Below are 23,234 nucleotides of genomic sequence, written 5' to 3' on the forward strand. Positions count from 1 at the left end.
ATCCCCCTTTATATACTATAGATTTAGTTTCAAGCATTTCAGAAGGAAATGCAACTAATGTCCGTTCAGATAGGAAGAAAATACAAAACGAATGGGATATGTCATATCTGTGAAGCCGCAAGCAACTGACTTGAAAATACATACCTAACAGGGTATATTGAGTGGCAGATAGTACTTCAAGGAGGAATCATTTAGATGAAAAAGATCATCGTAGGTGGCGTCGCAGGTGGCGCAACGGCAGCGGCACGACTACGCCGGATTGACGAAACGGCAGAAATCATTTTGCTCGAGCGCGGAAAAGAGATCTCGTTCGCGAACTGCGGACTGCCTTACTATATTGGAGATGTCATTAAAGATCGCAATAAATTACTTGTCCAAACGCCAGAGGGGATGCATGCACGATTTAATTTAGACGTCCGTAACTTGTCGGAAGCGATTCGGATCAACCGTGAAGCGAAGACTGTCACGATCCGTAACGTTGACACAGGTGAAGAATACGATGAATCGTACGATCATCTAATTCTTTCTCCAGGTGCAAAACCAATTCGTCCGAACATTAAAGGACTGAGTGATGCAACAAATGTCTTTACGTTACGGAACATTCCGGATACGGACCGGATGCGAGAATACGTCGATACGACACGTCCGGAACGGGCAGTCGTCATCGGTGGAGGATTCATCGGTCTCGAGATGGCAGAAAATCTTGTCGAACGTGGGGCACACGTCACCCTCGTTGAAATGGCAAACCAAGTCATGGCTCCGATCGACCCGGAAATGGCAGCGATCGTTCATGAACATCTTCGGGCAAAAGGCGTCGAGCTGATTCTAGAAGATGGCGTCGCTCGTTTTGAAGAAGCAGGTCGTCGTGTCGTCTTGACAAGTGGACGCGTGATTGAGACAGAGATGAACATCTTATCAATCGGTGTCGCACCGGAGAGCACGCTCGCAGCAGATGCTGGTTTAACGCTTGGAATCAAACAGACGATTCAAGTCGACAATCAACTGCGGACATCCGATCCGTCGATCTTTGCGATTGGTGACGCGATCGAAGTTAAGGATTTTATCACGAAGGAAGCGACACATGTGCCGCTCGCATGGCCGGCGAACCGTCAAGGGCGCCTCGTCGCCGACATCATTGCCGGGCGCGATGTCCGGTACAGTGGAACGCTCGGTACAGCAGTAGCGAAAGTCTTCGATTTGACAGTCGCTTCTACCGGTAACAACGAAAAACGATTGCGTCAACTCGGTATGCGTTATGAAGCGATTCACCTCCATCCGGGATCCCATGCGGGTTACTATCCAGGTGCAAGTCCCATTTCGATGAAGCTGTTATTTGATCCAATTGAAGGAACGATTTATGGTGCACAGGCAATCGGTATGACAGGTGTCGAGAAACGAATTGATGTCCTCGCGACAGCGATTAAAGGCGGCTTGACAGTGCTTGATTTACCAGATCTTGAACTATCATATGCACCACCGTATAGTTCAGCAAAAGATCCGGTTAACATGGCAGGATATATCGCGTCGAATATCGTCTTAGGTGACAGTACGAACGTTCATTGGCACGAAATCGATGCAATCGTCGCAAACGGAGGTTTGTTACTCGATGTTCGTGAACCATCGGAAAACGAGTTAGGTGCGATTCCGGGATCGGTCAACATCTCGTTACCGACGTTACGTGAGAAGTTAGATGATCTGCCGAAAGATCAAACGATCTATGTAACATGCCAAGTCGGATTACGTGGATATGTCGCGAGTCAATTGTTGCAACAACATGGTTATGATGTGAAAAACTTAAGCGGCGGCTACAAAACATGGTCGGTCGTGCATCGTGATCAGGAAGCGCGAAGCCAAGCGAAGGAGGAGACTGCTGTGACGGTAACGAAACGTGAGCCAACAACGAAGACTGCACCAGAACAAGTGACGCTGCTCGATACGTGCGGCTTACAGTGCCCGGGTCCAATTTTAGAGTTAAAAACAAAAATCGATCAGATGACGGATGGCGAGCAGATTTTCGTCAAAGCGTCGGATCCAGGATTCTTGCCGGATGTTCAAGCATGGGCGAAAAAACTAGGTCACACAGTCCATTCAGCGGAGATGAATCAAGGGGTCGTCGAGGTCTTGCTTGAGAAAGGGCAAGGAGAGATACCTGCTGCAGCACCGGTTCAAGTCAATCCGGCAGACGATGCGACGATGGTCGTCTTCAGTGGTGATCTTGATAAAGCACTTGCGTCCTTTGTCATCGCACAAGGTGCACAAGCAATGGGGAAGCAAGTAACGATGTTCTTTACGTTCTGGGGCTTGAACATCATTCGAAAACCGGATGCTCCTGCCGTCGAGAAAGCCGGTATTGAGCGGATGATGGGGATGATGATGCCGAAACACGCCGGGGAACTGCCACTCTCGAACATGAATATGGCAGGTGCTGGTCAAAAAATGATGAAAAAAGTCATGAAGGATAAACAAGTCGATGCGCTCGAGACGATGATGGCAAAAGCGCAAGCGGCGGGTGTCCGCATGATTGCCTGCACGATGTCGATGGATATCATGGGCATTAAGAAAGAAGAACTCCTCGACGGCATTGATTACGGTGGTGTCGCGAGTTATCTCGGCGCAACAGATGGTGCTAACCTGAATCTGTTCATCTAATAAAAGAATTAACTATGTGAACGTGTTAAACCTGACATCTGATGTGAGGTTTAACACGTTTTTTATGTTCTGAGTTATAAGTGAGTTTGATTTTTCAAAAAAAATTGCGTATGATAAATCACATGTGAAAAAAACTTACATACAAATAGAGAGAAAAGATGGATGAAAGTGAGGAGTTTTGATGGAAAAGGAATTAATGAAGTTAGTGAATAGAGTCAGTGATTTGTTATGGACAAATGTACTGATCACACTGCTAGTCGTGTTAGGCATTTATTTTACACTTCGAATGCGGTTCGTTCAATTCCGGATGATTCCGGAGATGGTTCGCTTATTGTTCCAAGGAACAGATGATGGAAAAGACGGTGTCTCTCCATTTCAAGCATTCGCAATCAGTACGGCAGCGCGTGTTGGTACCGGAAACATCGCGGGTGTAGCGGCTGCAATTGCACTAGGTGGTCCAGGAGCAGTTTTTTGGATGTGGTTGATTGCCTTAATTGGATCGGCATCAGCATTCGTTGAAAGTACACTTGCTCAGATTTATAAGGTACGTGACGGAAAAGAATGGCGTGGTGGTCCAGCCTATTACATGGAAAAAGCGCTTGGACAACGGTGGTTAGGAATCGTCTTTAGTGTTCTGATCACGATCTCATTTGGTTTTGTCTTCAACTCTGTCCAATCGAATACGATTTCCTTGTCACTGCAAAGTCAATATGGTGTGGATAAGATGTGGATTACGGTCGGATTGGTCGTCTTGACGGCACTGATCATTTTTGGTGGTGTTCGTAGTATTGCGACAGTCGCTTCGTTCATGGTTCCAATCATGGCAGGTGGTTATATCCTGATCGCCCTGTATATCATGGTGACGAATCTTGAAGTATTACCGAACGTCTTTAAATTGATTTTCCAAGAAGGATTATTCGAATTTAAGACACTAGCAGGGGGAGCAATCGGAGCGGCCGTTCTGAATGGTATTCGTCGCGGTTTGTTCTCGAACGAGGCCGGTATGGGTTCGGCACCGAACGCAGCAGCAACGGCTGAAGTCTCCCACCCGGTCAAACAAGGCTTGATTCAATCATTCGCGGTCTTCGTTGATACGTTGATGGTCTGTTCGGCGACAGCGATGATTGTTCTCGTCAGTGGTGTTCCGACAAAAGATGCGAATGGAGATGCCTTAGCCGGTATTGATTTAGCGCAAGGGGCACTTGCGTCGCAAGTTGGATCACTTGCGACAGGATTCATGGCACTTGCCATCTTCCTCTTTGCCTTTAGTTCTGTCGTTGGAAACTACTATTACGGTGAATCGAACATCACGTTCATCCGTGACAATAAACAAGTCATGATGGCATACCGTGCACTCGTCCTCGTCATGATCGTCTTCGGTTCACTTGTCGAGTCGGCTAGTCTCGTTTGGGCTTTAGCGGACATCTGTATGGGACTGATGGCGATCGTTAATCTATATGCGATTTTCCGCCTCGCAAAAATCGCGAAGCTTGCGCTCGATGATTACGTGACACAACGAAAATCAGGAAAAGAGCCGCGTTTCTATGCGGATTCAATTCCGAACTTGCCAGGAAAACATACGCTTGAAGCATGGCATGGGTCAGAAGAAGACGAAAAAGCGATCTAAGAAAAGGGAGTCAGAGAAATCTGGCTCTTTTTTTTGTATAGAACGAATTTAAAAAGGGAATACAGAGTATAGAAGGGAGGGGGAGAATGGAAAACGTACATTTCGTTCGCGTCACGGATGCGGTCTGGGAGTCGTTCGGAAACGATCCCCACATCATCATGGACTGGATATTATTCATTCATGAGACACAACCCGACCATGAACAATTGTTTGCCCTCGAACAAACGAATGCCATCTACCATTTGATGAATCAAATCGATATCTATATTGATCAGGACACGCACTATAATCTAGGGCGAGCGATCATTGGTGAAGAGTTGATCGTCAATGAGGAAAAAGCGGCAATCGTCGGTATTCTTCCTTTACCGCTTTTGATCATTTCCGCTGAAGTGATGCGAAACTTCGATCAACGGGCACTCGCTTCGATTCATGATGAAGCTGGAATACCGGGCGAATTCGAATATGTCTGGGAGCAGTTCGCCGATCTGCGTGCCTATTTTCAAAAGGCAGAAGAAGCGGAAGATACGATTTTAATTTATTACGTATGACTAGTACCATCTATAAAAAAGAGACCTGCTTCCAAGTCGTCGACTGGAAACGGGTCTCTTGTCGTTCATCTAAATCAAGATGACTTCACATGGAAATCACTCTTTTTACAATAACTTTTAGATTAAAAATCGATTTCGTCTGGATCCGGTCCGAGGCGGACATCCGTTGCTAGACGATCAATTTTCTCAAGATCATCGGCATCGAGTTGGAAATCAAAGACGTCGAAGTTTTCTGCAATGCGTTCTGGTGTGACGGATTTTGGAAGAGCAACGATACCGTTGTCGAGGTGCCAGCGCAAGACGACTTGTGAAGGTGTCTTACCATGCTTCTCTGCGATTTCCTTGAAATCGTTGATTTCGAGGAATTTCCCTTGCATGAGTGGACTCCATGCTTCGACTTGGATGTTGTGATCTTGCAAGTATTCGTGCAGTTCGTGTTGCGGCAATTGTGGATGCAATTCGACTTGGTTGATCATTGGTGCCATCAAGCCCTCTTCTGCCAATGTATCGAGGTGATGTTCCTTGAAGTTCGAGACACCGATCGCTTTGATCTTGCCTGCTTCATAAAGTTCAACCATTGCTTTCCACGCTTCGATATAGCCTTCGACTGGCCAGTGGATCAGGTAGAGGTCAAGGTAGTCTGTTTCGAGACGTTCGAGCGATTCTGCGAATGCTTCCTTCGTCCGACCGGCACGAATATCATCGTTCCAGACTTTCGACGTTAAGAAGAGATCCTCACGTTTCACGCCGCTTTCTTTGATTCCTTTTGCGACACCGCGCTCGTTTTTATAGACAGCAGCTGTATCGATATGACGATAGCCGACACGTAGTGCTTCAGCAACAGCAGCGGGTGCTTCTGTTTCTTCGTCTACTTGCCAGACACCGAATCCGATTTGGGGAATCGTAATACCGTTTGAAAGTTTTGCGTATTGCATGTGTTACTCCTCCTCATAAAACGTAGTTTAGATTTGCTCGTTTAGTTTAGCACGAACGAACGAAACCGTCCGTTTCCATGCTCATGGAGGAATAGAATAGGTTAAAATAAAAGAGAATTCATCACATCTGACCGTATGTCAGAAAGAGGGGGAGAAAGGATGGCTCAAAAGAATAAAAAGCTATCAAAGGGAGCTTGGCTTAGTATTAGTGCCTTGTTAGTCACGCAAGCAGTTAGCCTATTTTTCAGTGCACGAAAATCAGGACGTAACCCGTGGGTATGGGGAGGCGCGGGACTCCTTCAGTTTCCACTTCCAGCAATCGCGTATTTGATTTTAGAACGACAAGCGAAGCAGAAAAAATAATGAAACAGGTCCGATCACCATGATCGGACCTGTCGTTGGTTAAGAAGAGATTTTTTCCTGTTGAGCAACTGATTTTTTCGGACGTGGGAAACCAAAGATGATGGCAATCGATCCACAGACGAAGAGCAGGAACGGATAGAACAGATACGGAATCAGTTCTGGTGAAGCTGTCTTCGTCAACTCTGCTGCGATCAGCAGTTGTGCCCCATACGGAATGATGCCTTGAATACCACAAGAGAAGATATCAAGAATACTCGCTGATTTCTTGCGGTCGATTTCATACGTATCAGCGATTTCAGCCGCGAGTGGTCCAGCGACGAGAATCGAGATCGTATTGTTCGCCGTTGCGAGGTTCGTCGCACTGACGAGTGCTGCCATACTGAATTCAGCACCGCGACGCTGTGAAATCTTGCGCGTCAACGTCTCTTTCAAGTAGGCGATTCCGCCATTGAACGTGATCAAACTGACGAGACCACCCATGAGGAGTGTCAAGATTGAAATTTCTGCCATGCCCATCATTCCTTCAGACATCGAAAGGACGAACCCACTTAAGCCAAAGCTACCGTCGATCATACCGATGATGCCAGTGAGTAATGTGCCACCGACGAGAACAAGAATGACATTGACACCAAATAGTGCAAGGACGATGACGGCGAGATACGGAATTAATTTGTAGAACTCGAATGCTTTAGCTGCTGCCGCATCGCCAGAACCAGAAACGAACGCGAGTAAGATGACCGTTAAGACGGCAGCCGGGAGAACGATCATGAAGTTCGTCCGGAATTTATCGCGCATGTTCGTTTTTTGTGTCCGAACGGCAGCGATTGTCGTATCCGAGATGAACGACAAGTTATCACCGAACATCGAACCACCAACGACTGACGCTGCTGCGATCGCAACGTTGATACCTGTTGCTTCATGAATACCGAAGGCAATCGGTGCGAGAGCGGCAATCGTTCCTGTCGAGGTACCCATTGCCATCGAGATGAATGCTGCGATAACAAATATCCCACTCATCAGGAGTGAAGGAGGTAAGAACGTCAAAGCAGCATTGACAGTTGCTTCGATTGCGCCGATCGCTTCCGCTGTTCCAGAGAACGCACCGGCTAATAAGAAAATGAAGACCATGATCATGATATCAGGATTTCCGGCACCGGTTGCGATTCGTTCAACCGTTTGATTAATCGATCCTTTCGTCGTGATTGCAGCAAAGATCAACGCGATCAAAGCGGCGATCAGAATCGGAAATTTGTAAAAATCGTCATAGAAGATACCGGCTCCGATGAAGAGGACCAGGAATACGACGAGCGGAAGCAGTGCCCATTTGTTAGGCGTAATCGTTTCTTTCATTGTTGATACCTCATTTCTCAAAGATACAAAAAAAGACCCCTTCGCAAGAAAGAAGGAGGTCTTTATGAAATAAAGACGCTCTTCTTATCTCTCAAGCTTTCGCTTGCTGGATTTGGCACAGTACGAATCAAATCGTCCGCTGCCGAAACATCATTGGGCCAGTCCCTCCGTTTCTCGCGATAAAAAGAAGTCATTCAATTGTTGTAAAACACGTTTCTTACCGTACCGCATTGAGTAACGCGTGTCAACTGTACTTTACTGAAGTGCCTGTTTTAACGTCTGGACGTTTTCTTCCATCAACTTAAAATACGAGCTGTTTTGCTGCGATTTCATCACCGACTCGAGGTTATGGATCGTCACGGATTTAGCTCCGATTTCTTTTTGGATGACACGCGCAACCTTTGGTGAAACCGTTTCTTCGAACGCGACGTATTTCAAATCATGCATCCGCGCTTCTTTCACTAAAGCAGCCAGTTGTTTTTGTGACGGTTCATCGGAAGGGGAAATTCCGGCGATTGGAAGCTGCGTGAACCCGTATCGTTCGGCGAGGTAACCGTAAGCTGCATGTGTGACGAGAAGTTCTTTTTTCGATCCGTCAGCAACGGCTTGCTTGAACTCTTTATCGAGTGCGTCAGCTTGCTGATCGAACGCTTTCAAGTTTTTTTCGAATGTTGCTTTGTCTTTTGGTACTTCTTTTGATAAGGCGACTGTGATAGAACGTGCCATTGCTTTGGCGTTGACAGGATCAAGCCAGACGTGTGGATCGTATTTTCCATGATCGTGTTCTTCCTCTTCGTGCGCATGTTCATCAGTTGCGTGATCATCGTGCCCTGCTTCTTCGTGCGCATGCTCTTCTTCTGTATGTCCCTCTTCTTCATGTGCGTGAAGCGTAGCATCCGATTCCAGCAAAGTGACATCCTTACTCGTCTCGACGAACCGGACGTCCGTGCCTTTTAGACTCTCTTGGATTTTTTTTGAATAGGGTTCAAGTGTCGTACCCGTCAAAAGGAAAAGGTCACCTTTGGCAATCTCAGTGAGTTGCTTTGACGTCGGTTCATAGGAGTGCGGATCTGCTCCAGGTGGGACGATCATCTTGACGTTGACTTGATTACCACCGATTTCACGGGCAATGGCAGCTGTTGCGAACGTCGATGTATAGATTTCCGTCTTTTTATCATCTGAAGTCGATGAATCGGTGTTTGATCCACAAGCTGCGAGGATACTTGCGCTCGCGAATGCGACCGTTAAAGCAGGAATGATATTTTTCATTATATGTTACCTCCGTTATTAAAACGTAATTATTCCGATTTGGACTTTTTCACTATAGCGGAACGTTTGAGAAGCGTCAAGTACGAATACCGAGACGTTCGACTTCTTTTAAAACGGGGTAAAAGGATAATAAAGTGAAGGAATTGGTACGTCTTTTGGAGGTGATCAAGTGAAACGTGAAACTGCATGGCTAATGGGGGGAGCTGCATTACTAACGACGGCAGCTGCGGGAGCAAGTATCTGGAATAATTACGGTGCATTACTTCGGTGGACTGAACCCGCCTTGCCAATCACAGAAAAACAACTCGCACCGCGGACACTCACTTACAAACAAGTGGGAGACCGTACCTTACAACTCGATCTCTATTATCCGCCGGGGGAAGGACCGTTTCCGGTCGCGATCTACGCGCACGGTGGCGCATTCGTTCGTGGAGAGCGCGAGGATCTGTTCTGTTTTAGCCCGATCGTTGATCGCCTGCTTGAACTTGGGGTTGCTGTTTGTAGTATCGATTATCGTCTGTTTGAAGAAGGGAGTTATTTTCCGGATAATCTCGAAGATGTACGGGATGCCTTATGCTTTTTGAACAAAGAAGCAGAAGATCTTCGCATTTTAAGAGGACGGATGATGGTATGGGGAGACTCAGCCGGAGCTGCACTCATGCTGACGACGGCACTTGCCCCATCTGCTTTCGTTGGTGAGCGCGATGAACGACACATGCCATTGATCAGTGGTGTCATTGCCTTATATCCACCGACGAATTTTTTATTGTTTACTTTCATTCAGACCTGGATCGCTCACATTAAGTTTTATAAAGGTGGACGGGAAGAATGGCGCAAGCTCATGACTCACGTTTCACCTGTGACGCATCTCTCGTCAGACGCTCCACCGATCATGCTCCTGCATGGCAAAAAAGATCCAATCGTTCCGTTTTCCCAAGCTCTTCACTTCGTTGAAAAAGGAGCCGATGTCGGAGCTGATGTCCGTTTGTTTTCTTTTCCGAACGGTACCCACTCACTTGCTAGTTTTGCACAGACAGAAAATCCATTAAAAATTGAACGACTGCTCGAACGAATTGAACGCTTCACTTGTCAGGTGTTGTTATTGCCACCGCGACAACTTCCCGATGAAAAACATGATACAATCAGTCATATTTCTTGAATGAAGGAGACAGAGACATGACTGAAATTTGTTTAGTGCGACATGGTCAGACGGATTGGAACTTAAATGAACGAATCCAAGGAAGAGAAGATATCCCGTTGAATGCAACAGGAAAAAGACAAGCGGAACTCAGCGCCGCTTATCTAGCCAATGAAAAGTGGGATGTCTTGCTAGCAAGCCCGTTGTCTCGCGCTGTTGAGACAGCAGAAATCATCGGACGTGCGGTCGGATTGACGATCACAGCGACCGATGACCGACTCGTCGAGCGTGAATTTGGTGCTGCTTCCGGTGAACCGGTTGCGTCGATTTATGAAGCTGTTCAAGCGAACGATACGAAACGTGTTCCGGGTCTTGAAACGGAACAAGCGATTCAGGATCGCGTATTCGAAGCATTACAGGAAGTGACACGAACGTATGAGGGGAAACGAATCTTAATCGTCTGTCACTCGCATACGATCAAAGCAGCCTTATCGTCGATTGATGAGACATTCAGTTACCGGACACCTTTGAAAAATGCATGTGCGAATTATATCCAATATACGGACCACTATACGATTGATAGAATCAATGTAGCGGATCACATCACGGACGAAGTCGAAAAACCTTAAGAAATCGGTGTTTCTGGATGTTCTGCTAGATACTGTTTAAATGTTTCTTTAGCGATACTCGTGATATGTGCACCGCGTTTTGAACGACGATCCTTGTATTCTTGGACGAGTTCTTCACCAGCGAATCCATCCTCGACGACTTCACGTAAGATCGATTCGGATAAATCATTCTTCATCATGACCATCTTACCAGTGAAGACATAGGAGACGTGTTCGCTTAAGGCAGTCCGTTCAAGAGGCGTGACGATCATCGCGGCAGGGTCATTATCGGGTCGTGAGATCGTGATTTCAATCAAAGCACGTAAATGTTTTGTGAACAATTCATCGACGATCGGCTGATCGCTCGAAGGAACGACGATTTCTGCGACCCATTGTGCCGTTTGTTCGGTACTGACCGTTAGTCCGTCTTGAATGGCGACGGGAATCGTCGTATCACGTCCTGACTCGTCCATTAAAATGCGTAATGTGCATAATTTAAAGGTTTTCATGAAAAAATGCCCTCCCTTGATCGCTTACGATTTTTCTACAGTATACAGTGAGGAATGGGGGACGGGAAACTTTTCCTGACGAAATTCGTGTGAACTATGTTTAAATAAGACTAGATATTACTAACAGGAGGATCGTTCATTATGCCGCAAGTACTCATTGGAATATTAGGAATCCTGGGTATTGTCTTACTTGCCCACCATATCATCATGTATTGGCATGCTGAACCGACAGACCGCCCGACGCTTGCATATCGCATTGCGCTCCTGATTGCCTGTTTGCTACTCATTAGTGGAAGTGATCATTTAATCAGTATTTTTTACGCGGATTCCTTAGCAGAATTCGGTCAACGCATAACGTATATCGTCTTCATCGGAGGTGCGCTTGGTTTCGCGTGGTACTTTCGTAAGAAGATGGAACAAGCGCCAACAGAAATGACACCTGTCGGAAACGAAGCAGGATTAACATGAGAAAAGCGCCGTTCATCCTGAGGGAGGAAGAACGGCGCTTGTTTGTGCGTCTTATTTTAAACCACTCGCGAATCGTGTTTCCCGAATCATGTCGAGTTTGAGTTTCCAGAGACGGTCACTGAATGTGACGGCATAAATCTCTGGCAAACGGAGACGTTTGTACTCCTCCCAAAGACGACCAATCTGCGTTTCATGGAAGTGACGGATCTCTTCGATCGTTGGAACTGTATAGATTAACTCTCCATCTTTGAAGATCGGTTCAAGCAAGCGTTCGACCTTGAACTGCTCTACACGGTTACGGAACGATGGGTCCCGGACGTCGATGAGATCGACGGCTTCAAGTGTCGATGGATCCTCATCCATCAACGTCACGTAATCCCCTTTAAACTTATCCGTCACCGGATCGATGATGCGATAGACTTCCTTGATGTGTGGTGTCGTCGTCTTGGCTTTTGACGAGGACACTTTGATGACAGGCGTGAGTTCGCCGTCTACTTCACGTGCGACCAGTTTATAGACCATTCCGAGAGCGGGTTGCTCGTAAGCTGTAATACCACGTGTTCCGACGAGGAACGTATTCGCTTGGGCGCCTTGGATGCGCAAATCTTGGATGACGTACTCATCGAGATCCCCTGACAAGACGATGTCGACTTCTGGGAAGCCGGCTTCGTCAAGCATGTTACGAGCACGTTTTGACAAATAAGATAAGTCACCAGAATCGATCCGGATTCCGCGCAGTTTATGTCCTTTGGCTTGGAGTTCCTTTGCGACCGTGATGGCATTCGGCAGACCACTCTTGAGTGTGTCATACGTATCGACGAGTAACGTCGTTTGATCCGGATAGTGAGAAGCAAATGTCCGGAATGCTGTTAGTTCATCATCATGGAATTGAATATCGGCATGTTCCATCGTTCCGCCACATGGGATTCCGAAATCGCGTCCTGCTGAAGCAAGACTTGTGACGTCAAAACCAGCGAGGTACGAAGCACGCGTTCCGAAGTAAGCAGCATCGATGCCTTGCGCACGGCGAGCACCGGCTTCAAGGAACTTCGCACGGGGTGCCGATTGACGAATGCGAGCGTATTTCGTCGCGATGAGTGATTCATGGTTCGCGATGTTCAAAATCGCGGTTTGTAAGAGTTTTGCTTCAAAAATTCGCGCCTCGATCCGAATCAATGGTTCGTTCGGAAAGACGATCTCACCTTCTTTGACACTGGAAATCGAACCGTTGAACTTGAATTGACGCAGTTCATCCTTGAATTCATCTGGGAAGCCGATCATCTCTTGCAAGTACGTGATGTCTTCTTCCGTGAAACGGAGTGTTTGAATGTACTCGATGATGTTCTCAAGACCCGCAAAGACGACATACCCTCCTGCAAACGGATTCGAACGGTAGTAGACATCGAAGACGGCACGTTCATTGTGACGTCCTTCTTTCCAGTAGATATACATCCACCGTGGTAAGTATAGATCGGTATGGAGTGCAAGATTACGTTGTAACATAACGGACAAATCCCTTCTTATTCGCCGACGACTTCTGCGCCGATCGATTGTTTAAAGTGTGTAAGCGCCCAGTCGTGACCCGTCGCGTTAAAGCTTGCGACCGCATCGGCATGGACGACGATATGATATCCGAGATTGTAGGCATCAACAGCTGTATGAAGGACACAGATGTCCGTACAGACGCCAACGAGGTGGACTTCGCGGATACCACGTTCACGCAAGCGTAAATCAAGGTCCGTCCCGGCGAACGCACTGTAACGCGTCTTATCAATGACGTGATCAGCGACACGTGCCATGGCTGCGACTTTCCCAAACAAATCACGTCCATGTGTTCCGCGAATATTATGCGGCGGGAAAAGGACAGTTTCCGGATGGAACGTATCACCTTCCTCATGAATATCGTTGGCAATGACGACGTAGTCCTCTGTTGAAAATTCCTCCATCAATGTAGCGATCCGGTCTTCAATCGCCTGTCCTGGTTTTCCACAAGTCAGCTTCCCTTCGTCAGCAACGAAGTCGATCGTGTAATCAATGACAATCAGAGCGCGCATGTGCGTGAGCCCCTTTCGGTTTTGAATTAGTGTTCTCTTTCACATTGTACTCTATCTCACATAGAAGGCGAAAGGAAGAAATCGGATACAAACAGGTATAGAGAAGTAATAGAATGGGGTATAAAGTATAGGACGAAAATGATAGTAGAGGAGGAGAAAGGGATGGCTAGGTTGAATGAGTATGAAGTGGAAGAGCGTCTTGAACGATTGCAGGATTGGAGTATCGTCGATGATGAAATCGTCCGAACGTATACACTTCCATCGTTTCCTGCTGCACTGGATTTCGTACAGGAAGTCGGGAGTATCGCCGAAAACTTGAATCATCATCCACGGATCGTGATTGACTATAAAAACGTCACACTTGCGGCGACGACTCATGATGAAAACGGATTGACGGAAAAAGACTTTCAACTTGCGGAGGCCTGTGATGCCATCTAAACTTTCGATCACATTCGGTAGCGGTTCGTTTGTTGAACAAATTCGTTCTCGGGACGCTCACATTCGTGTTGCTAGCGGAAGCGGTGACGCTATCCTCTGGATAGAGACGGACTCGAAATCACCTTTTCAAAGTGGCAATACCTACACGTTGCTCGAATCACGTGGAAATTTTTCGGATGAAGGCAGTCTCTTCTACTGGTCGATTCCGGCAGATCAAAATAGCGGAGATTTATTCGTACATCAAGTGATGTCGAATCCAAAAGTCATTGGAGCAGAATATGGTGGCTTCCAGGCTTTTCGAATTGGACGTGTCGAGAAGGGGACGGATCTCGTCTTATTGATTCAGTTCCATGAGACAAGCGACGGGGCTCGTTATGCAAAATCAGTTGAACGTCTCACGGTAGACCAGTATGCTGAAGAGGCAGGGAAGTCGTTCGCGCCTTCTCCCGTCATGAAACGGTATCAAATCGTACCACCAACAAATGAGTGAGATGCAGGGGGACTAACAGATGAAGAAGAACTATTTTGTCGTAGCAACACTCGGTGGCGCACTCGTCGGCGCTACTTTATCACTACTGCATAAAGATACGCGTCAAGCGCAGTTCGCGGCAGTGAAACGGACATTCAGCGGCGCAGGGACACAATTGTCTGCTGTCAAACAAGATCCGAAAGGACGCTTTGAGGAATTAAAAGCACTCTATACGGATAATCAAGAGACGATCCATAACTTGATCGATGATGTGAAGGACTTGGCAGAAGTTCTCCGCAAATAATCAAAAAAAGGACTTACGCATGTAGCGTAGTCCTTTTTTTGTATGCTGGTTTACAGGTAACGGAAGAATAATCCGAGTACAGCAAAGGCGATGATGATATAGAAGAAAATCCGACCAAATTGACCAGAACCGCTTACGAAGACAGGTCCACCGCTCGAACGACGACCCGTTTGGAACGGACGTGTGAATGGCACGGCGCGGTTGCCAAAGACGAATCCGAAGAGGAATCCGAGGACAAAACCGTACAAGTGACCGAAGACAGCGACGTTCGATCCTAGTAACGTAAAGACTGCCGTGACTGCAGTAAAGATATACACAAGCCGTGTATCATCTGCCATGATGACCGTCCGTTTGAAGCGACTCAAGTAGACATAAAAACCAAGCAGACCAAGAATGGCACCGGATGCTCCAGCTTGTCCATAGAATGGTTCATTGATTTTCGTGAAGTACGTCAAAACGTTCGCAAGCGTACCAACGAGCAAATAAAAGGCAGCAAATCGACCATGACCAATCATCCGCTCGAGTGGTGGAGCAAAGATGACGAGAGCAAACGTATTGAATGCAATGTGCCAAAAATCATAATGCAAGAACGTTGCCGTGACGACACGCCACCATTCACCTTGTCCGATTAAGAGATTGATTGCTGCGCCTGCATTTAACGGAGAGAACGTTAGATTGAGAAGTATGCCCAATCGTTCAATGACAAACAGGGCGACTTGGATTAAAATGAACAACGAAACGACCGGATAAGAACGTGTGAACGTTTGTAAATTTTCCGTTCGACTAAACATGACAACACCTCGCTTCACCTTCATTCTATATGAAGATGGCGAAGAATAGAACTGTGGAGGCGCCTCGGATGATTTATGGGATTGGAATCGATTTAGTCGAACTAAATCGAATCGAGCAAACGCTCGAGCGACAACCACGTTTTGCGGGAAGAATCTTAACGGAGGCGGAGCAGGAACGATTTCAATCGCTCTCAGGACACCGGCAAATCGAGTACCTGGCAGGTCGCTTCGCAGCAAAGGAAGCGTTCGTTAAAGCATTTGGAACCGGTGTCGGAAAAGAGGTTTCCTGGCAGGACGTCGAAGTTTTAAACGATGAGACCGGACGACCGCTCATGAGCGGACCATTCGATGGCGTCATCCATGTCTCGATTACACATTCAGAGCACTACGCGTCTGCGCAAGTCTTATTAGAGAAGAGGGATTAGGATGTATCGACCAACTTGGATTGAAATCGATCGGGAAGCGATCGCACACAATATACGCGAAATTAAAACACGAATGGGCGAGCAACAGGTGATGGCAGTCGTCAAGGCAGACGGCTATGGTCACGGTGCAGTGACAGTCGCTGAGATTGCCCTTGAAAATGGAGCTGACTTACTCGCTGTTGCACTCCTTGAAGAAGCGATTGAGTTGCGAGAAGCGGGTATCCAAGCGCCGATCCTGATGCTTGAAGCTTTACTGCCGGAGCATGCGCCAGTCGCTTCGAATTACGATGTCGCCGTTCCTGTCTTTTCAGCCGATTGGCTCCAAGAAGCGAAACGGCATCTGACGGAAATCGATCATCTCCGTTTGCATATCAAGGTCGATACCGGGATGGGGCGACTCGGACTGCAGCATGTCGATGAGTTGAAGCAGATTTTGGTTGAGTGTAATGATGATCTTGTCGAACTCGAAGGCATCTATACGCATTTCGCAACCGCTGACGAGCTGAACAGTCGATTGTTCGAACGTCAGCTCGAGACATTTTTATCCTATGTCGCGCTAGTACCGGACATTCGTTACGTACATTGTGCTAATTCAGCGGCAGCGATTCGCTTAGCGGGACAAGAACCGTTTAACGTCGTTCGGGTCGGTATCGCGTTATATGGGGCGATGCCGTCGGATGAGATGGCAGGACATTATGAATTTTTAAAACCAGCGTTTTCACTGAAAAGTCGTCTGATGCAGGTCAAACAAGTCGAACCGGGTCAGACGATCAGTTACGGAGCGACTTATACGGCACCGACAGATGAATGGATCGGTACCGTTCCGATTGGTTACGCAGATGGCTGGTCACGCAAGTTTCAGGGCTATTCACTGATTGTAGACGGTCTACCGTGCGAAATCGTCGGTCGTGTCTGTATGGATCGCTTGATGATTCGTTTACCGCGAGAATATCCGATTGGAACGGAAGTCATCTTGATTGGAGAAGGGGCACCAATCGAGGAAGCGGCCCATTGGCTCGGAACGATCAACTATGAAGTTCTCTGTCAATTCTCGAAACGTGTTCCGCGTCAGTGATTCACATAAGACATCAATAAGATAGCAAAAATATGTTATTTGTTTGAATTTTGATTGTATTTTCTGAATTCGACTGATATATTGAAGTAGAAAGTGAGTCGTTCGTTAAGGTTTCAGTGAATCTGGAGGTGCCATTATCTTGGTCCAACAACGGGAAATGCAGTTTGTTGAGCGAAATGTAGCGAAGGAGACGATTGGGATGAAGTCGAATCATACGACCGAAGAACGCAAGCGTCAGCTACGTGAGGAATTGAAGCGTGGTTACGAAGAAATGGCAGCAATCAATTTATCGATCGTAGGCGAAATGTTCCAGATTGAAACGGAGGCGGAGTTCTCACTCCTACGTCAAGTAAGCGGGGTGTAAGCTTTGATAGTCAAACGTGGCGACGTGTTTTATGCAAATTTGTCACCTGTGGTCGGATCGGAACAAGGGGGAGTTCGTCCCGTGCTTGTTCTACAAAATGATATTGGTAACCGATTCAGCCCGACAGTCATCGTGGCTGCGATCACGGCACAGATCGACAAAGCCAAACTACCGACCCATGTGGAAGTATATCGAGAGCGACACGGATTAGAACGTGATTCGGTCATCTTACTTGAGCAAATCCGTACAATTGATAAACGCCGTCTAACGGATAAAGTCACACATCTAGATCCGGACACGATGATGAAAGTAAATAGTGCCGTCGCAATCAGCTTAGGCTTGGTTGATTTTTAGGCACTTACATAGAAGCGCAACACAAGAAGAGTCGATACTAGCGTATACGACTTTTTTTGACCTCTTTTTTTGAAAAATAGGTTTCAAAGTTTTCTTTACGGGGAAACATACCCAAGTGACCTTTTTATAAAGGGAAGAGGTAGGATGAATAGCAAGACCACATAGACAGATTTTCCTTGAGGAGGAACTTGAAGATGGATTTAACAATTAAAACAGAGCAGCTTGACCGTCAGACGCATCTTTATATCGCAGGTGAGATTGATACGTATACAGCACCAAAACTCCGCCAAGAATTAGTTCCGGCAGTCGAAACAAATGATGTCATCGTGCATTTGGATGAAGTTCATTATATGGATTCAACCGGTCTCGGTGTTTTTGTCGGTGCCCTCAAAGCAGCGAAAAAGAACGGAACATCGTTCACGCTCGTTGGCGTCTCTGAACGCATTCGTCGTCTATTCGAGATCACAGGTCTTTCAAGCATCATTACAATTGATAGTGGTGTACGAGGTGGAACGCAATGAAGAACGAACAACTGAACATGACATTACCGGCAAAACCGGAATATGTAGCCATCGCTCGTTTGACGGTTTCAGGCGTCGCGAACCGAATGGGGTATACGTACGATGACATCGAAGATATCAAAATCGCTGTCTCAGAAGCATGTGCGAACGCTGTTCAACATGCGTACGAAGGAAAAGAAGATGGCAGTATCGCATTGACATGCAACGTCTACCCTGACGATCGTCTTGAGATCATCGTTAAAGATAACGGCATTACGTTTGATAAAGATGAGGTCAAACGCCAAAGTGAGCCGATTACGGACGCACACGATCTTGATTCCTTGCATGAAGGAGGACTCGGTATCTTGATGATCGAAGCATTGATGGATCAAGTAACGATCGAGAAAGCGAACGGCGTCACTGTCCATATGACAAAATATATGAATAGAGATGAGGTGGGTCAAAGTGCCAGCAAAGTCTCAACAACGCCATCACAGTGATGATGAAGTACTTCGACTGATTGATTTGTATCAGCAGGACGACCAAGATGAGGAAGTGCATGCGGCATTACTCGAGCGTTATTCAGACTTGGTAGAAGCTTTGGCCCGAAAGTTTTCGCGTGGTCGACCGATTCATGACGATCTCGTTCAGGTCGGTATGATTGGGTTACTCGCGGCGCTTCGTCGATTCGATAAGGAGTTTGGTCGCAGTTTTGAATCGTTTGCTGTTCCGACGATCATCGGAGAAATCAAACGTTTCATCCGCGATAAGACATGGAGCGTCCACGTTCCACGTCGCATTAAGGAACTCGGTCCGAAAATTAAAAAGGCAGTCGAGGAATTGACGACGGAGCTACAACGCTCTCCGCGCATCGATGAGATTGCTGCTCGCCTTGAAGTATCAGAAGAGGAAGTCCTTGAAACACTCGAGATGGGTAAGAGTTATCAAGCTCTCTCCGTCGATAGCTCGATTGAGGCAGATCAGGAAGGTAGTACCGTTACCTTGCTCGACCTCGTTGGTAATCAAGAGAATGGCTATGACTCTGTCGATCAGCGTCTGATTCTTGAAAAGGCATTTGCTGTCTTGACGGACCGCGAGCGTTCTATCCTCGAATGTGCCTATTATCGCAATATGAGTCAAAAAGAAACGGGAGAACTACTCGGCATTTCACAAATGCATGTGTCCCGTCTCCAACGACGTGCTTTGCAGAAGTTACGTGAAGCGATTAAAGTTGAACCAAATGAAGTATTCTCAAAAGACTGACCTCGTGTCAGTCTTTTTTCTTTTCCATGCATTCTTCGGTATAATGAATGAGAGGTGAAGCAGATGGAAAAGAGAATCGCAAGTGAATTGAATGTACGTCCTGCTCAAGTGAAGGCAGTCTTACAATTGACGGAAGAAGGCGGTACGATTCCGTTCATCGCCCGCTACCGGAAAGAACAGACAGGAGAACTCGATGAGGTCGCGATTAAAGCGATCCTCGATCGACATAAACAATTAACACAACTTGAAAGTAGACGAAGTGACGTCCTTGAAAAAATCGAGGAACAAGGTGTACTAACGCCGGAACTCCGTCGAACGCTTGAAGAAGCGACGACCTTACAACAAGTCGAAGATATTTACTTACCGTTTCGACCAAAACGTCGGACGAAGGCGGAAATTGCACGGGAAGCAGGGCTTGCGCCACTTGCTGACTGGTTACGCGACAAGTCTGCCTATGATGAAGCGACATTTCAGCGTTTGAGCGGTACACTCGATTCGGAAGAAGCACTTGCCGGAGCTCAATCAATCATCGCTGAGGAGTGGGGCGAACAAGCGACGGTGCGTGAGTTCATACGCAAGCAGATACGTCGTTCAGCAGAAATCGTCACGAAACAGAAAAAGGACGCAGTCGATGAAAAAGGTGTCTTTGCACAGTACTATGCTTACAACGAACGGATTCAACAGATTGTTCCGCACCGGATTCTTGCGATCAACCGTGCTGAGTCGTTGAAAATCGTCTCGGTGAAGGTCGTATTAGAGGAACAGCAGGTTTTACCAACGTTACTTCGTTCATATGCACAACTGGCGCCAAAGAAACGTGACATCGTCGAAGCGGCAATCACAACGGGGTATAAAAAATCCGTTTTTCCTGCTATCGAACGAGAAATTCGGAACGAACTGACTGAGAAAGCAGAACTTCAGGCGATTGACGTCTTCGGTAAGAACCTCCGTCAACTCTACATGCAGCCACCGATGAAAGGGAAAGTCATGTTGGGACTTGATCCGGCTTATCGGACAGGGTGTAAGTGGGCGGTCATCGATCCGACGGGTGAGATGAAGGAAGTCGGTGTCATCTACGTGACGATGTCAGAGCAAAAAGCGAAAGAAGCGCGCCAAACCCTTTCAAAGCTCGTCGACACGTATGGTATTGAATTGATTGCGATTGGCAATGGGACAGCTTCGCGGGAAACAGAAGCATTCGTTGCGGATTGGATGAAGGGGCAGAAAGATATTGCCTTTACGATCGTCGACGAGGCAGGGGCAAGTATTTATTCCGCTTCAGAGATTGCTCGAACGGAGTTTCCGGAGCTTCAAGTCGAACAACGATCCGCAATTTCGATCGCACGTCGCTTGCAGGATCCACTGGCAGAACTCGTCAAAGTCGATCCGCAATCTGTTGGTGTCGGTCAATATCAACATGATGTCTCGCAAACGAAATTGAAGGAGACGCTTGATTTTGTCGTCGAAACGGTCGTCAACCAGGTCGGAGTTGATGTCAATACAGCGTCAGAACCGCTTTTGAGTTACGTAGCAGGAATCACGAAAGCGACGGCGAAAAAAATCGTCGAACGTCGCTCGGAACTTGGAACGTTCAAGACGCGTCAGGAATTATTGAAAGTCCCTCGTCTTGGGGCAAAAGCTTATGAACAGGCAGCTGGATTCCTCCGGATCTTAGATGGAACGCATCCGCTCGACCGGACGCCAATCCATCCGGAGCAGTACAAAACAGTCGAAAGGTTATTCAAGACACTAGGTTTAACGCTCGATCAAGTCGGAACGGATGCACTCCGGGAACAATTGTCCACATTGGTATTACCGGAGATGGCACAGACGCTCGAGATCGGAGAGCCAACGTTACGTGACATCATCGAGGCGTTACAACGTCCGGGACGTGACCCGCGAGAAGCACTCGATAAACCGTTACTTCGTCAAGATGTTCTATCGATGGATATGATTCAAGTCGGGATGGAATTCCAAGGGACGATCCGTAATGTTCTTGATTTTGGTGCGTTCGTTGATATCGGGGTGAAAGAGAATGGATTGATCCATATTTCGAAGCTCAGTCGTAAGCGTGTCAAACATCCACTTGATGTTGTCGCTGTCGGGGATATCGTGACGGTATGGGTGACGAATGTTGAACCGGAGCGAGGACGCATTGGTTTGACGCTGGTTCCGCCGAAATGACGAATGAACAATTACAACGATACGTCGAGCAACTTTCGCTCGACGTATTTTCCTTATCGTTTCGACATGAAGCTTATTTTAACCCACGCCTAAAGACGACAGGTGGTCGCTACTTCTTGGGCGATCATCACTTAGACTTCAATAAACGATACATCGATGACATGAAAGTCTTCCGCGGAATTGTGATTCATGAACTGTGTCACTATCATTTACATCTAGCAGGAATGGGACACCGCCATCAAGATCAAGACTTTAAAAAATGGTTAGAGCGTTACGGTGGGCTCCGATACAGTCCGAGAAGACAAGAAGACGAAAAAAAATCCTATCTTTATGAATGTGAGAAATGCAGTACATTATATAGAAGGAAAAGACGCATGAATACGGAAAAGTATCGATGTGGTCGTTGTCGCGGAAAGATTTTTTACAAAAGTAGTTGACGTTCATTTCGGAGCATGATAAATTATAGAAGTCGTCAAAACGACAGCAACTAAACAACTTATCGTCGCTAAAAACTTTTTTAAAAAAGCATTGACGGAAAGAAAAAAAGTTGCTACTATATAAAAGTGTTCCGAACAGAACGTAACGTTCCGCAATAGCTCAGTGGTAGAGCAACCGGCTGTTAACCGGTAGGTCGTAGGTTCAAATCCTACTTGCGGAGCCATTCTTTTGGAGATGTACCCAAGTGGCTATAAGGGGCGCCCCTGCTAAGGGTGTAGGCCGGGAAACTGGTGCGAGGGTTCGAATCCCTCCATCTCCGCCAGACCTCTTATGTGAAAATGTTTCTTGAGAATAATTATTAATTACAAAATGGCCCGTTGGTCAAGCGGTTAAGACACCGCCCTTTCACGGCGGTAACACGGGTTCGAATCCCGTACGGGTCACCATATGGAGGATTAGCTCAGCTGGGAGAGCACCTGCCTTACAAGCAGGGGGTCGGCGGTTCGATCCCGTCATCCTCCACCATTTCTTTTTAAAGAGTTGTTTACAACTTCAAGTTGCGGTCCTGTGGTGTAGCGGTTAACATGCCTGCCTGTCACGCAGGAGATCGCGGGTTCGAATCCCGTCAGGACCGCCATTTTTGGGCTGTAGCCAAGTGGTAAGGCACTGGATTTTGATTCCAGCACGCGAAGGTTCGATCCCTTCCAGCCCAGTTTATATGTGTCATTAGCTCAGTTGGTAGAGCATCTGACTTTTAATCAGAGGGTCGCAGGTTCGAATCCTGCATGACACACCATTTTTAATTTCATATTTGCGGTCGTGGCGGAATCGGTAGACGCGCTAGGTTGAGGGCCTAGTGGTGGCAACATCGTGGAGGTTCAAGTCCTCTCGACCGCACCATATCGCACCCTTAGCTCAGCTGGATAGAGTACTTGACTACGAATCAAGGGGTCGGGAGTTCGAATCTCTCAGGGTGCACCATATTTTGTTTGCTTTGACGGGCCTATAGCTCAGCTGGTTAGAGCGCACGCCTGATAAGCGTGAGGTCGGTGGTTCGAGTCCACTTAGGCCCACCATTTTCAAAACAAACAATGACGAACTTTGAAAACTG

26 protein-coding genes, 10 tRNA genes and 1 riboswitch are annotated in these 23,234 nt (G+C 47.0%); of the genes, 29 read left to right on the forward strand and 7 right to left on the reverse strand.

All coding sequences use genetic code 11. The features are described 5' to 3' along the window. The first annotated feature begins 195 nt into the window (after window positions 1-195). From B2U10_RS14060 to B2U10_RS14070, 3 genes are all read left to right on the forward strand, one after another. On the forward strand, window positions 196-2,649 hold the full coding sequence (locus tag B2U10_RS14060) for a CoA-disulfide reductase (RefSeq protein WP_290788409.1): 2,454 nt from the start codon (window positions 196-198) through the stop codon (window positions 2,647-2,649). A gap of 181 nt (window positions 2,650-2,830) precedes the next feature. Then, entirely contained in the window at window positions 2,831-4,276 is a 1,446-nt protein-coding gene (locus B2U10_RS14065; RefSeq protein ID WP_290788412.1) for an alanine/glycine:cation symporter family protein, read from the forward strand. Between the two features lie 86 nt (window positions 4,277-4,362). Then, window positions 4,363-4,824 (forward strand): YfbM family protein, encoded by a 462-nt coding sequence (locus B2U10_RS14070; protein WP_214856632.1) that lies wholly within the window; start codon window positions 4,363-4,365, stop codon window positions 4,822-4,824. Between the two features lie 122 nt (window positions 4,825-4,946). On the opposite strand, the gene B2U10_RS14075 is transcribed toward B2U10_RS14070, so the two are convergent. Next, window positions 4,947-5,759, reverse strand: a complete 813-nt coding sequence (locus tag B2U10_RS14075) for an aldo/keto reductase (protein WP_050678472.1) — start codon at window positions 5,757-5,759, stop codon at window positions 4,947-4,949. A 159-nt stretch (window positions 5,760-5,918) separates the two neighbouring features. Between B2U10_RS14075 and B2U10_RS14080 the strand changes: the two genes are divergently transcribed. Beyond that, window positions 5,919-6,122: a hypothetical protein gene (locus tag B2U10_RS14080; RefSeq protein WP_035412176.1), complete on the forward strand. Its 204-nt coding sequence runs from the start codon at window positions 5,919-5,921 to the stop codon at window positions 6,120-6,122. Window positions 6,123-6,161: 39 nt separating this feature from the next. Here B2U10_RS14080 and B2U10_RS14085 read toward each other — a convergent pair whose 3' ends face one another. Both B2U10_RS14085 and B2U10_RS14090 read right to left on the reverse strand, forming a co-directional pair. Then, on the reverse strand, window positions 6,162-7,472 hold the full coding sequence (locus tag B2U10_RS14085; protein WP_290788415.1) for a Na+/H+ antiporter NhaC family protein: 1,311 nt from the start codon (window positions 7,470-7,472) through the stop codon (window positions 6,162-6,164). A gap of 81 nt (window positions 7,473-7,553) precedes the next feature. Further along, window positions 7,554-7,658, reverse strand: a riboswitch (SAM riboswitch). Window positions 7,659-7,727: 69 nt separating this feature from the next. Then, window positions 7,728-8,741, reverse strand: a complete 1,014-nt coding sequence (locus B2U10_RS14090) for a metal ABC transporter solute-binding protein, Zn/Mn family (RefSeq protein WP_290788418.1) — start codon at window positions 8,739-8,741, stop codon at window positions 7,728-7,730. A 169-nt stretch (window positions 8,742-8,910) separates the two neighbouring features. Between B2U10_RS14090 and B2U10_RS14095 the strand changes: the two genes are divergently transcribed. Beyond that, window positions 8,911-9,900 carry an alpha/beta hydrolase gene (locus B2U10_RS14095; protein WP_290753398.1) on the forward strand — a complete coding sequence of 330 codons (990 nt, stop codon included), beginning with the start codon at window positions 8,911-8,913 and terminating at the stop codon, window positions 9,898-9,900. 17 nt (window positions 9,901-9,917) lie between these two features. After that, entirely contained in the window at window positions 9,918-10,508 is a 591-nt protein-coding gene (locus B2U10_RS14100) for a histidine phosphatase family protein (RefSeq protein WP_035412184.1), read from the forward strand. Here the strand turns inward: B2U10_RS14100 and B2U10_RS14105 are convergent. Next, window positions 10,505-10,996 carry a YwpF family protein gene (locus B2U10_RS14105; RefSeq protein ID WP_035412187.1) on the reverse strand — a complete coding sequence of 164 codons (492 nt, stop codon included), beginning with the start codon at window positions 10,994-10,996 and terminating at the stop codon, window positions 10,505-10,507. The genes B2U10_RS14100 and B2U10_RS14105 overlap by 4 nt on opposite strands. Window positions 10,997-11,137: 141 nt before the next feature. Here B2U10_RS14105 and B2U10_RS14110 point away from each other — a divergent pair, with 141 nt between their 5' ends. Further along, window positions 11,138-11,464, forward strand: a complete 327-nt coding sequence (locus B2U10_RS14110; RefSeq protein ID WP_029342848.1) for a hypothetical protein — start codon at window positions 11,138-11,140, stop codon at window positions 11,462-11,464. 51 nt (window positions 11,465-11,515) lie between these two features. On the opposite strand, the gene B2U10_RS14115 is transcribed toward B2U10_RS14110, so the two are convergent. Both B2U10_RS14115 and B2U10_RS14120 read right to left on the reverse strand, forming a co-directional pair. Next, window positions 11,516-12,967 carry a nicotinate phosphoribosyltransferase gene (locus B2U10_RS14115; RefSeq protein WP_290788421.1) on the reverse strand — a complete coding sequence of 484 codons (1,452 nt, stop codon included), beginning with the start codon at window positions 12,965-12,967 and terminating at the stop codon, window positions 11,516-11,518. Between the two features lie 17 nt (window positions 12,968-12,984). Next, window positions 12,985-13,518 (reverse strand): cysteine hydrolase family protein, encoded by a 534-nt coding sequence (locus B2U10_RS14120; RefSeq protein ID WP_056059910.1) that lies wholly within the window; start codon window positions 13,516-13,518, stop codon window positions 12,985-12,987. Between the two features lie 162 nt (window positions 13,519-13,680). Between B2U10_RS14120 and B2U10_RS14125 the strand changes: the two genes are divergently transcribed. The 3 genes from B2U10_RS14125 to B2U10_RS14135 are packed head-to-tail and all read left to right on the forward strand — an operon-like array spanning window position 13,681 to window position 14,729. Next, on the forward strand, window positions 13,681-13,956 hold the full coding sequence (locus tag B2U10_RS14125; protein WP_035412195.1) for a 4a-hydroxytetrahydrobiopterin dehydratase: 276 nt from the start codon (window positions 13,681-13,683) through the stop codon (window positions 13,954-13,956). After that, window positions 13,946-14,446, forward strand: a complete 501-nt coding sequence (locus tag B2U10_RS14130) for a hypothetical protein (RefSeq protein ID WP_035412198.1) — start codon at window positions 13,946-13,948, stop codon at window positions 14,444-14,446. Before B2U10_RS14125 ends, B2U10_RS14130 begins: the two co-directional genes overlap by 11 nt. A 19-nt stretch (window positions 14,447-14,465) precedes the next feature. Continuing rightward, window positions 14,466-14,729, forward strand: coding sequence for a hypothetical protein (locus B2U10_RS14135; protein ID WP_023469628.1), 264 nt, complete (start codon window positions 14,466-14,468; stop codon window positions 14,727-14,729). Between the two features lie 50 nt (window positions 14,730-14,779). Here B2U10_RS14135 and B2U10_RS14140 read toward each other — a convergent pair whose 3' ends face one another. Beyond that, window positions 14,780-15,520, reverse strand: a complete 741-nt coding sequence (locus tag B2U10_RS14140; protein ID WP_290788424.1) for a rhomboid family intramembrane serine protease — start codon at window positions 15,518-15,520, stop codon at window positions 14,780-14,782. A 68-nt stretch (window positions 15,521-15,588) separates the two neighbouring features. On the opposite strand from B2U10_RS14140, the gene acpS reads away from it, so the two are divergent. The 19 genes from acpS to B2U10_RS14235 all read left to right on the forward strand — a co-directional run bounded on the left by acpS (window position 15,589) and on the right by B2U10_RS14235 (window position 23,199). After that, window positions 15,589-15,945, forward strand: coding sequence for a holo-ACP synthase (gene acpS, locus B2U10_RS14145; RefSeq protein ID WP_290788427.1), 357 nt, complete (start codon window positions 15,589-15,591; stop codon window positions 15,943-15,945). 1 nt (window position 15,946) lies between these two features. Then, entirely contained in the window at window positions 15,947-17,020 is a 1,074-nt protein-coding gene (alr, locus tag B2U10_RS14150; protein WP_290788430.1) for an alanine racemase, read from the forward strand. 139 nt (window positions 17,021-17,159) lie between these two features. Then, a complete protein-coding gene (locus tag B2U10_RS14155; protein WP_023469624.1) occupies window positions 17,160-17,384 on the forward strand; it encodes a hypothetical protein in 225 nt (74 codons plus the stop codon). A gap of 3 nt (window positions 17,385-17,387) precedes the next feature. Next, the gene (locus B2U10_RS14160) at window positions 17,388-17,738 is read left to right on the forward strand and encodes a type II toxin-antitoxin system PemK/MazF family toxin (RefSeq protein ID WP_023469623.1); all 351 of its coding nucleotides are present in this window, start codon (window positions 17,388-17,390) and stop codon (window positions 17,736-17,738) included. Between the two features lie 194 nt (window positions 17,739-17,932). Next, window positions 17,933-18,259: an STAS domain-containing protein gene (locus B2U10_RS14165; protein ID WP_290788433.1), complete on the forward strand. Its 327-nt coding sequence runs from the start codon at window positions 17,933-17,935 to the stop codon at window positions 18,257-18,259. Further along, complete coding sequence (rsbW, locus tag B2U10_RS14170; protein WP_035412210.1) at window positions 18,256-18,738, forward strand: anti-sigma B factor RsbW; 483 nt, start codon at window positions 18,256-18,258, stop codon at window positions 18,736-18,738. The genes B2U10_RS14165 and rsbW overlap by 4 nt, the downstream gene beginning before the upstream one ends. Continuing rightward, window positions 18,704-19,501, forward strand: coding sequence for an RNA polymerase sigma factor SigB (gene sigB, locus B2U10_RS14175; RefSeq protein WP_023469620.1), 798 nt, complete (start codon window positions 18,704-18,706; stop codon window positions 19,499-19,501). The genes rsbW and sigB overlap by 35 nt, the downstream gene beginning before the upstream one ends. A gap of 63 nt (window positions 19,502-19,564) precedes the next feature. Next, on the forward strand, window positions 19,565-21,685 hold the full coding sequence (locus B2U10_RS14180) for a Tex family protein (protein ID WP_290788436.1): 2,121 nt from the start codon (window positions 19,565-19,567) through the stop codon (window positions 21,683-21,685). Beyond that, window positions 21,682-22,122: a SprT family protein gene (locus B2U10_RS14185; protein ID WP_290788439.1), complete on the forward strand. Its 441-nt coding sequence runs from the start codon at window positions 21,682-21,684 to the stop codon at window positions 22,120-22,122. Before B2U10_RS14180 ends, B2U10_RS14185 begins: the two co-directional genes overlap by 4 nt. A 149-nt stretch (window positions 22,123-22,271) precedes the next feature. Beyond that, window positions 22,272-22,346: transfer RNA gene (locus tag B2U10_RS14190), tRNA-Asn, on the forward strand. 7 nt (window positions 22,347-22,353) lie between these two features. Beyond that, window positions 22,354-22,445, forward strand: a tRNA-Ser gene (locus tag B2U10_RS14195). Between the two features lie 49 nt (window positions 22,446-22,494). Continuing rightward, window positions 22,495-22,569, forward strand: a tRNA-Glu gene (locus B2U10_RS14200). A 3-nt stretch (window positions 22,570-22,572) separates the two neighbouring features. After that, a tRNA-Val gene (locus B2U10_RS14205) sits at window positions 22,573-22,648 on the forward strand. 36 nt (window positions 22,649-22,684) lie between these two features. Next, window positions 22,685-22,760, forward strand: a tRNA-Asp gene (locus tag B2U10_RS14210). A 4-nt stretch (window positions 22,761-22,764) separates the two neighbouring features. Continuing rightward, window positions 22,765-22,836: transfer RNA gene (locus B2U10_RS14215), tRNA-Gln, on the forward strand. Between the two features lie 7 nt (window positions 22,837-22,843). After that, window positions 22,844-22,919, forward strand: a tRNA-Lys gene (locus B2U10_RS14220). A 17-nt stretch (window positions 22,920-22,936) separates the two neighbouring features. Continuing rightward, a tRNA-Leu gene (locus B2U10_RS14225) sits at window positions 22,937-23,023 on the forward strand. Window positions 23,024-23,027: 4 nt separating this feature from the next. Next, window positions 23,028-23,104, forward strand: a tRNA-Arg gene (locus B2U10_RS14230). Between the two features lie 18 nt (window positions 23,105-23,122). Continuing rightward, window positions 23,123-23,199: transfer RNA gene (locus B2U10_RS14235), tRNA-Ile, on the forward strand. Window positions 23,200-23,234 lie beyond the last annotated feature (35 nt).

Source organism: Exiguobacterium sp. UBA7533 (assembly GCF_002479335.1).
Classification (GTDB): domain Bacteria; phylum Bacillota; class Bacilli; order Exiguobacteriales; family Exiguobacteriaceae; genus Exiguobacterium_A.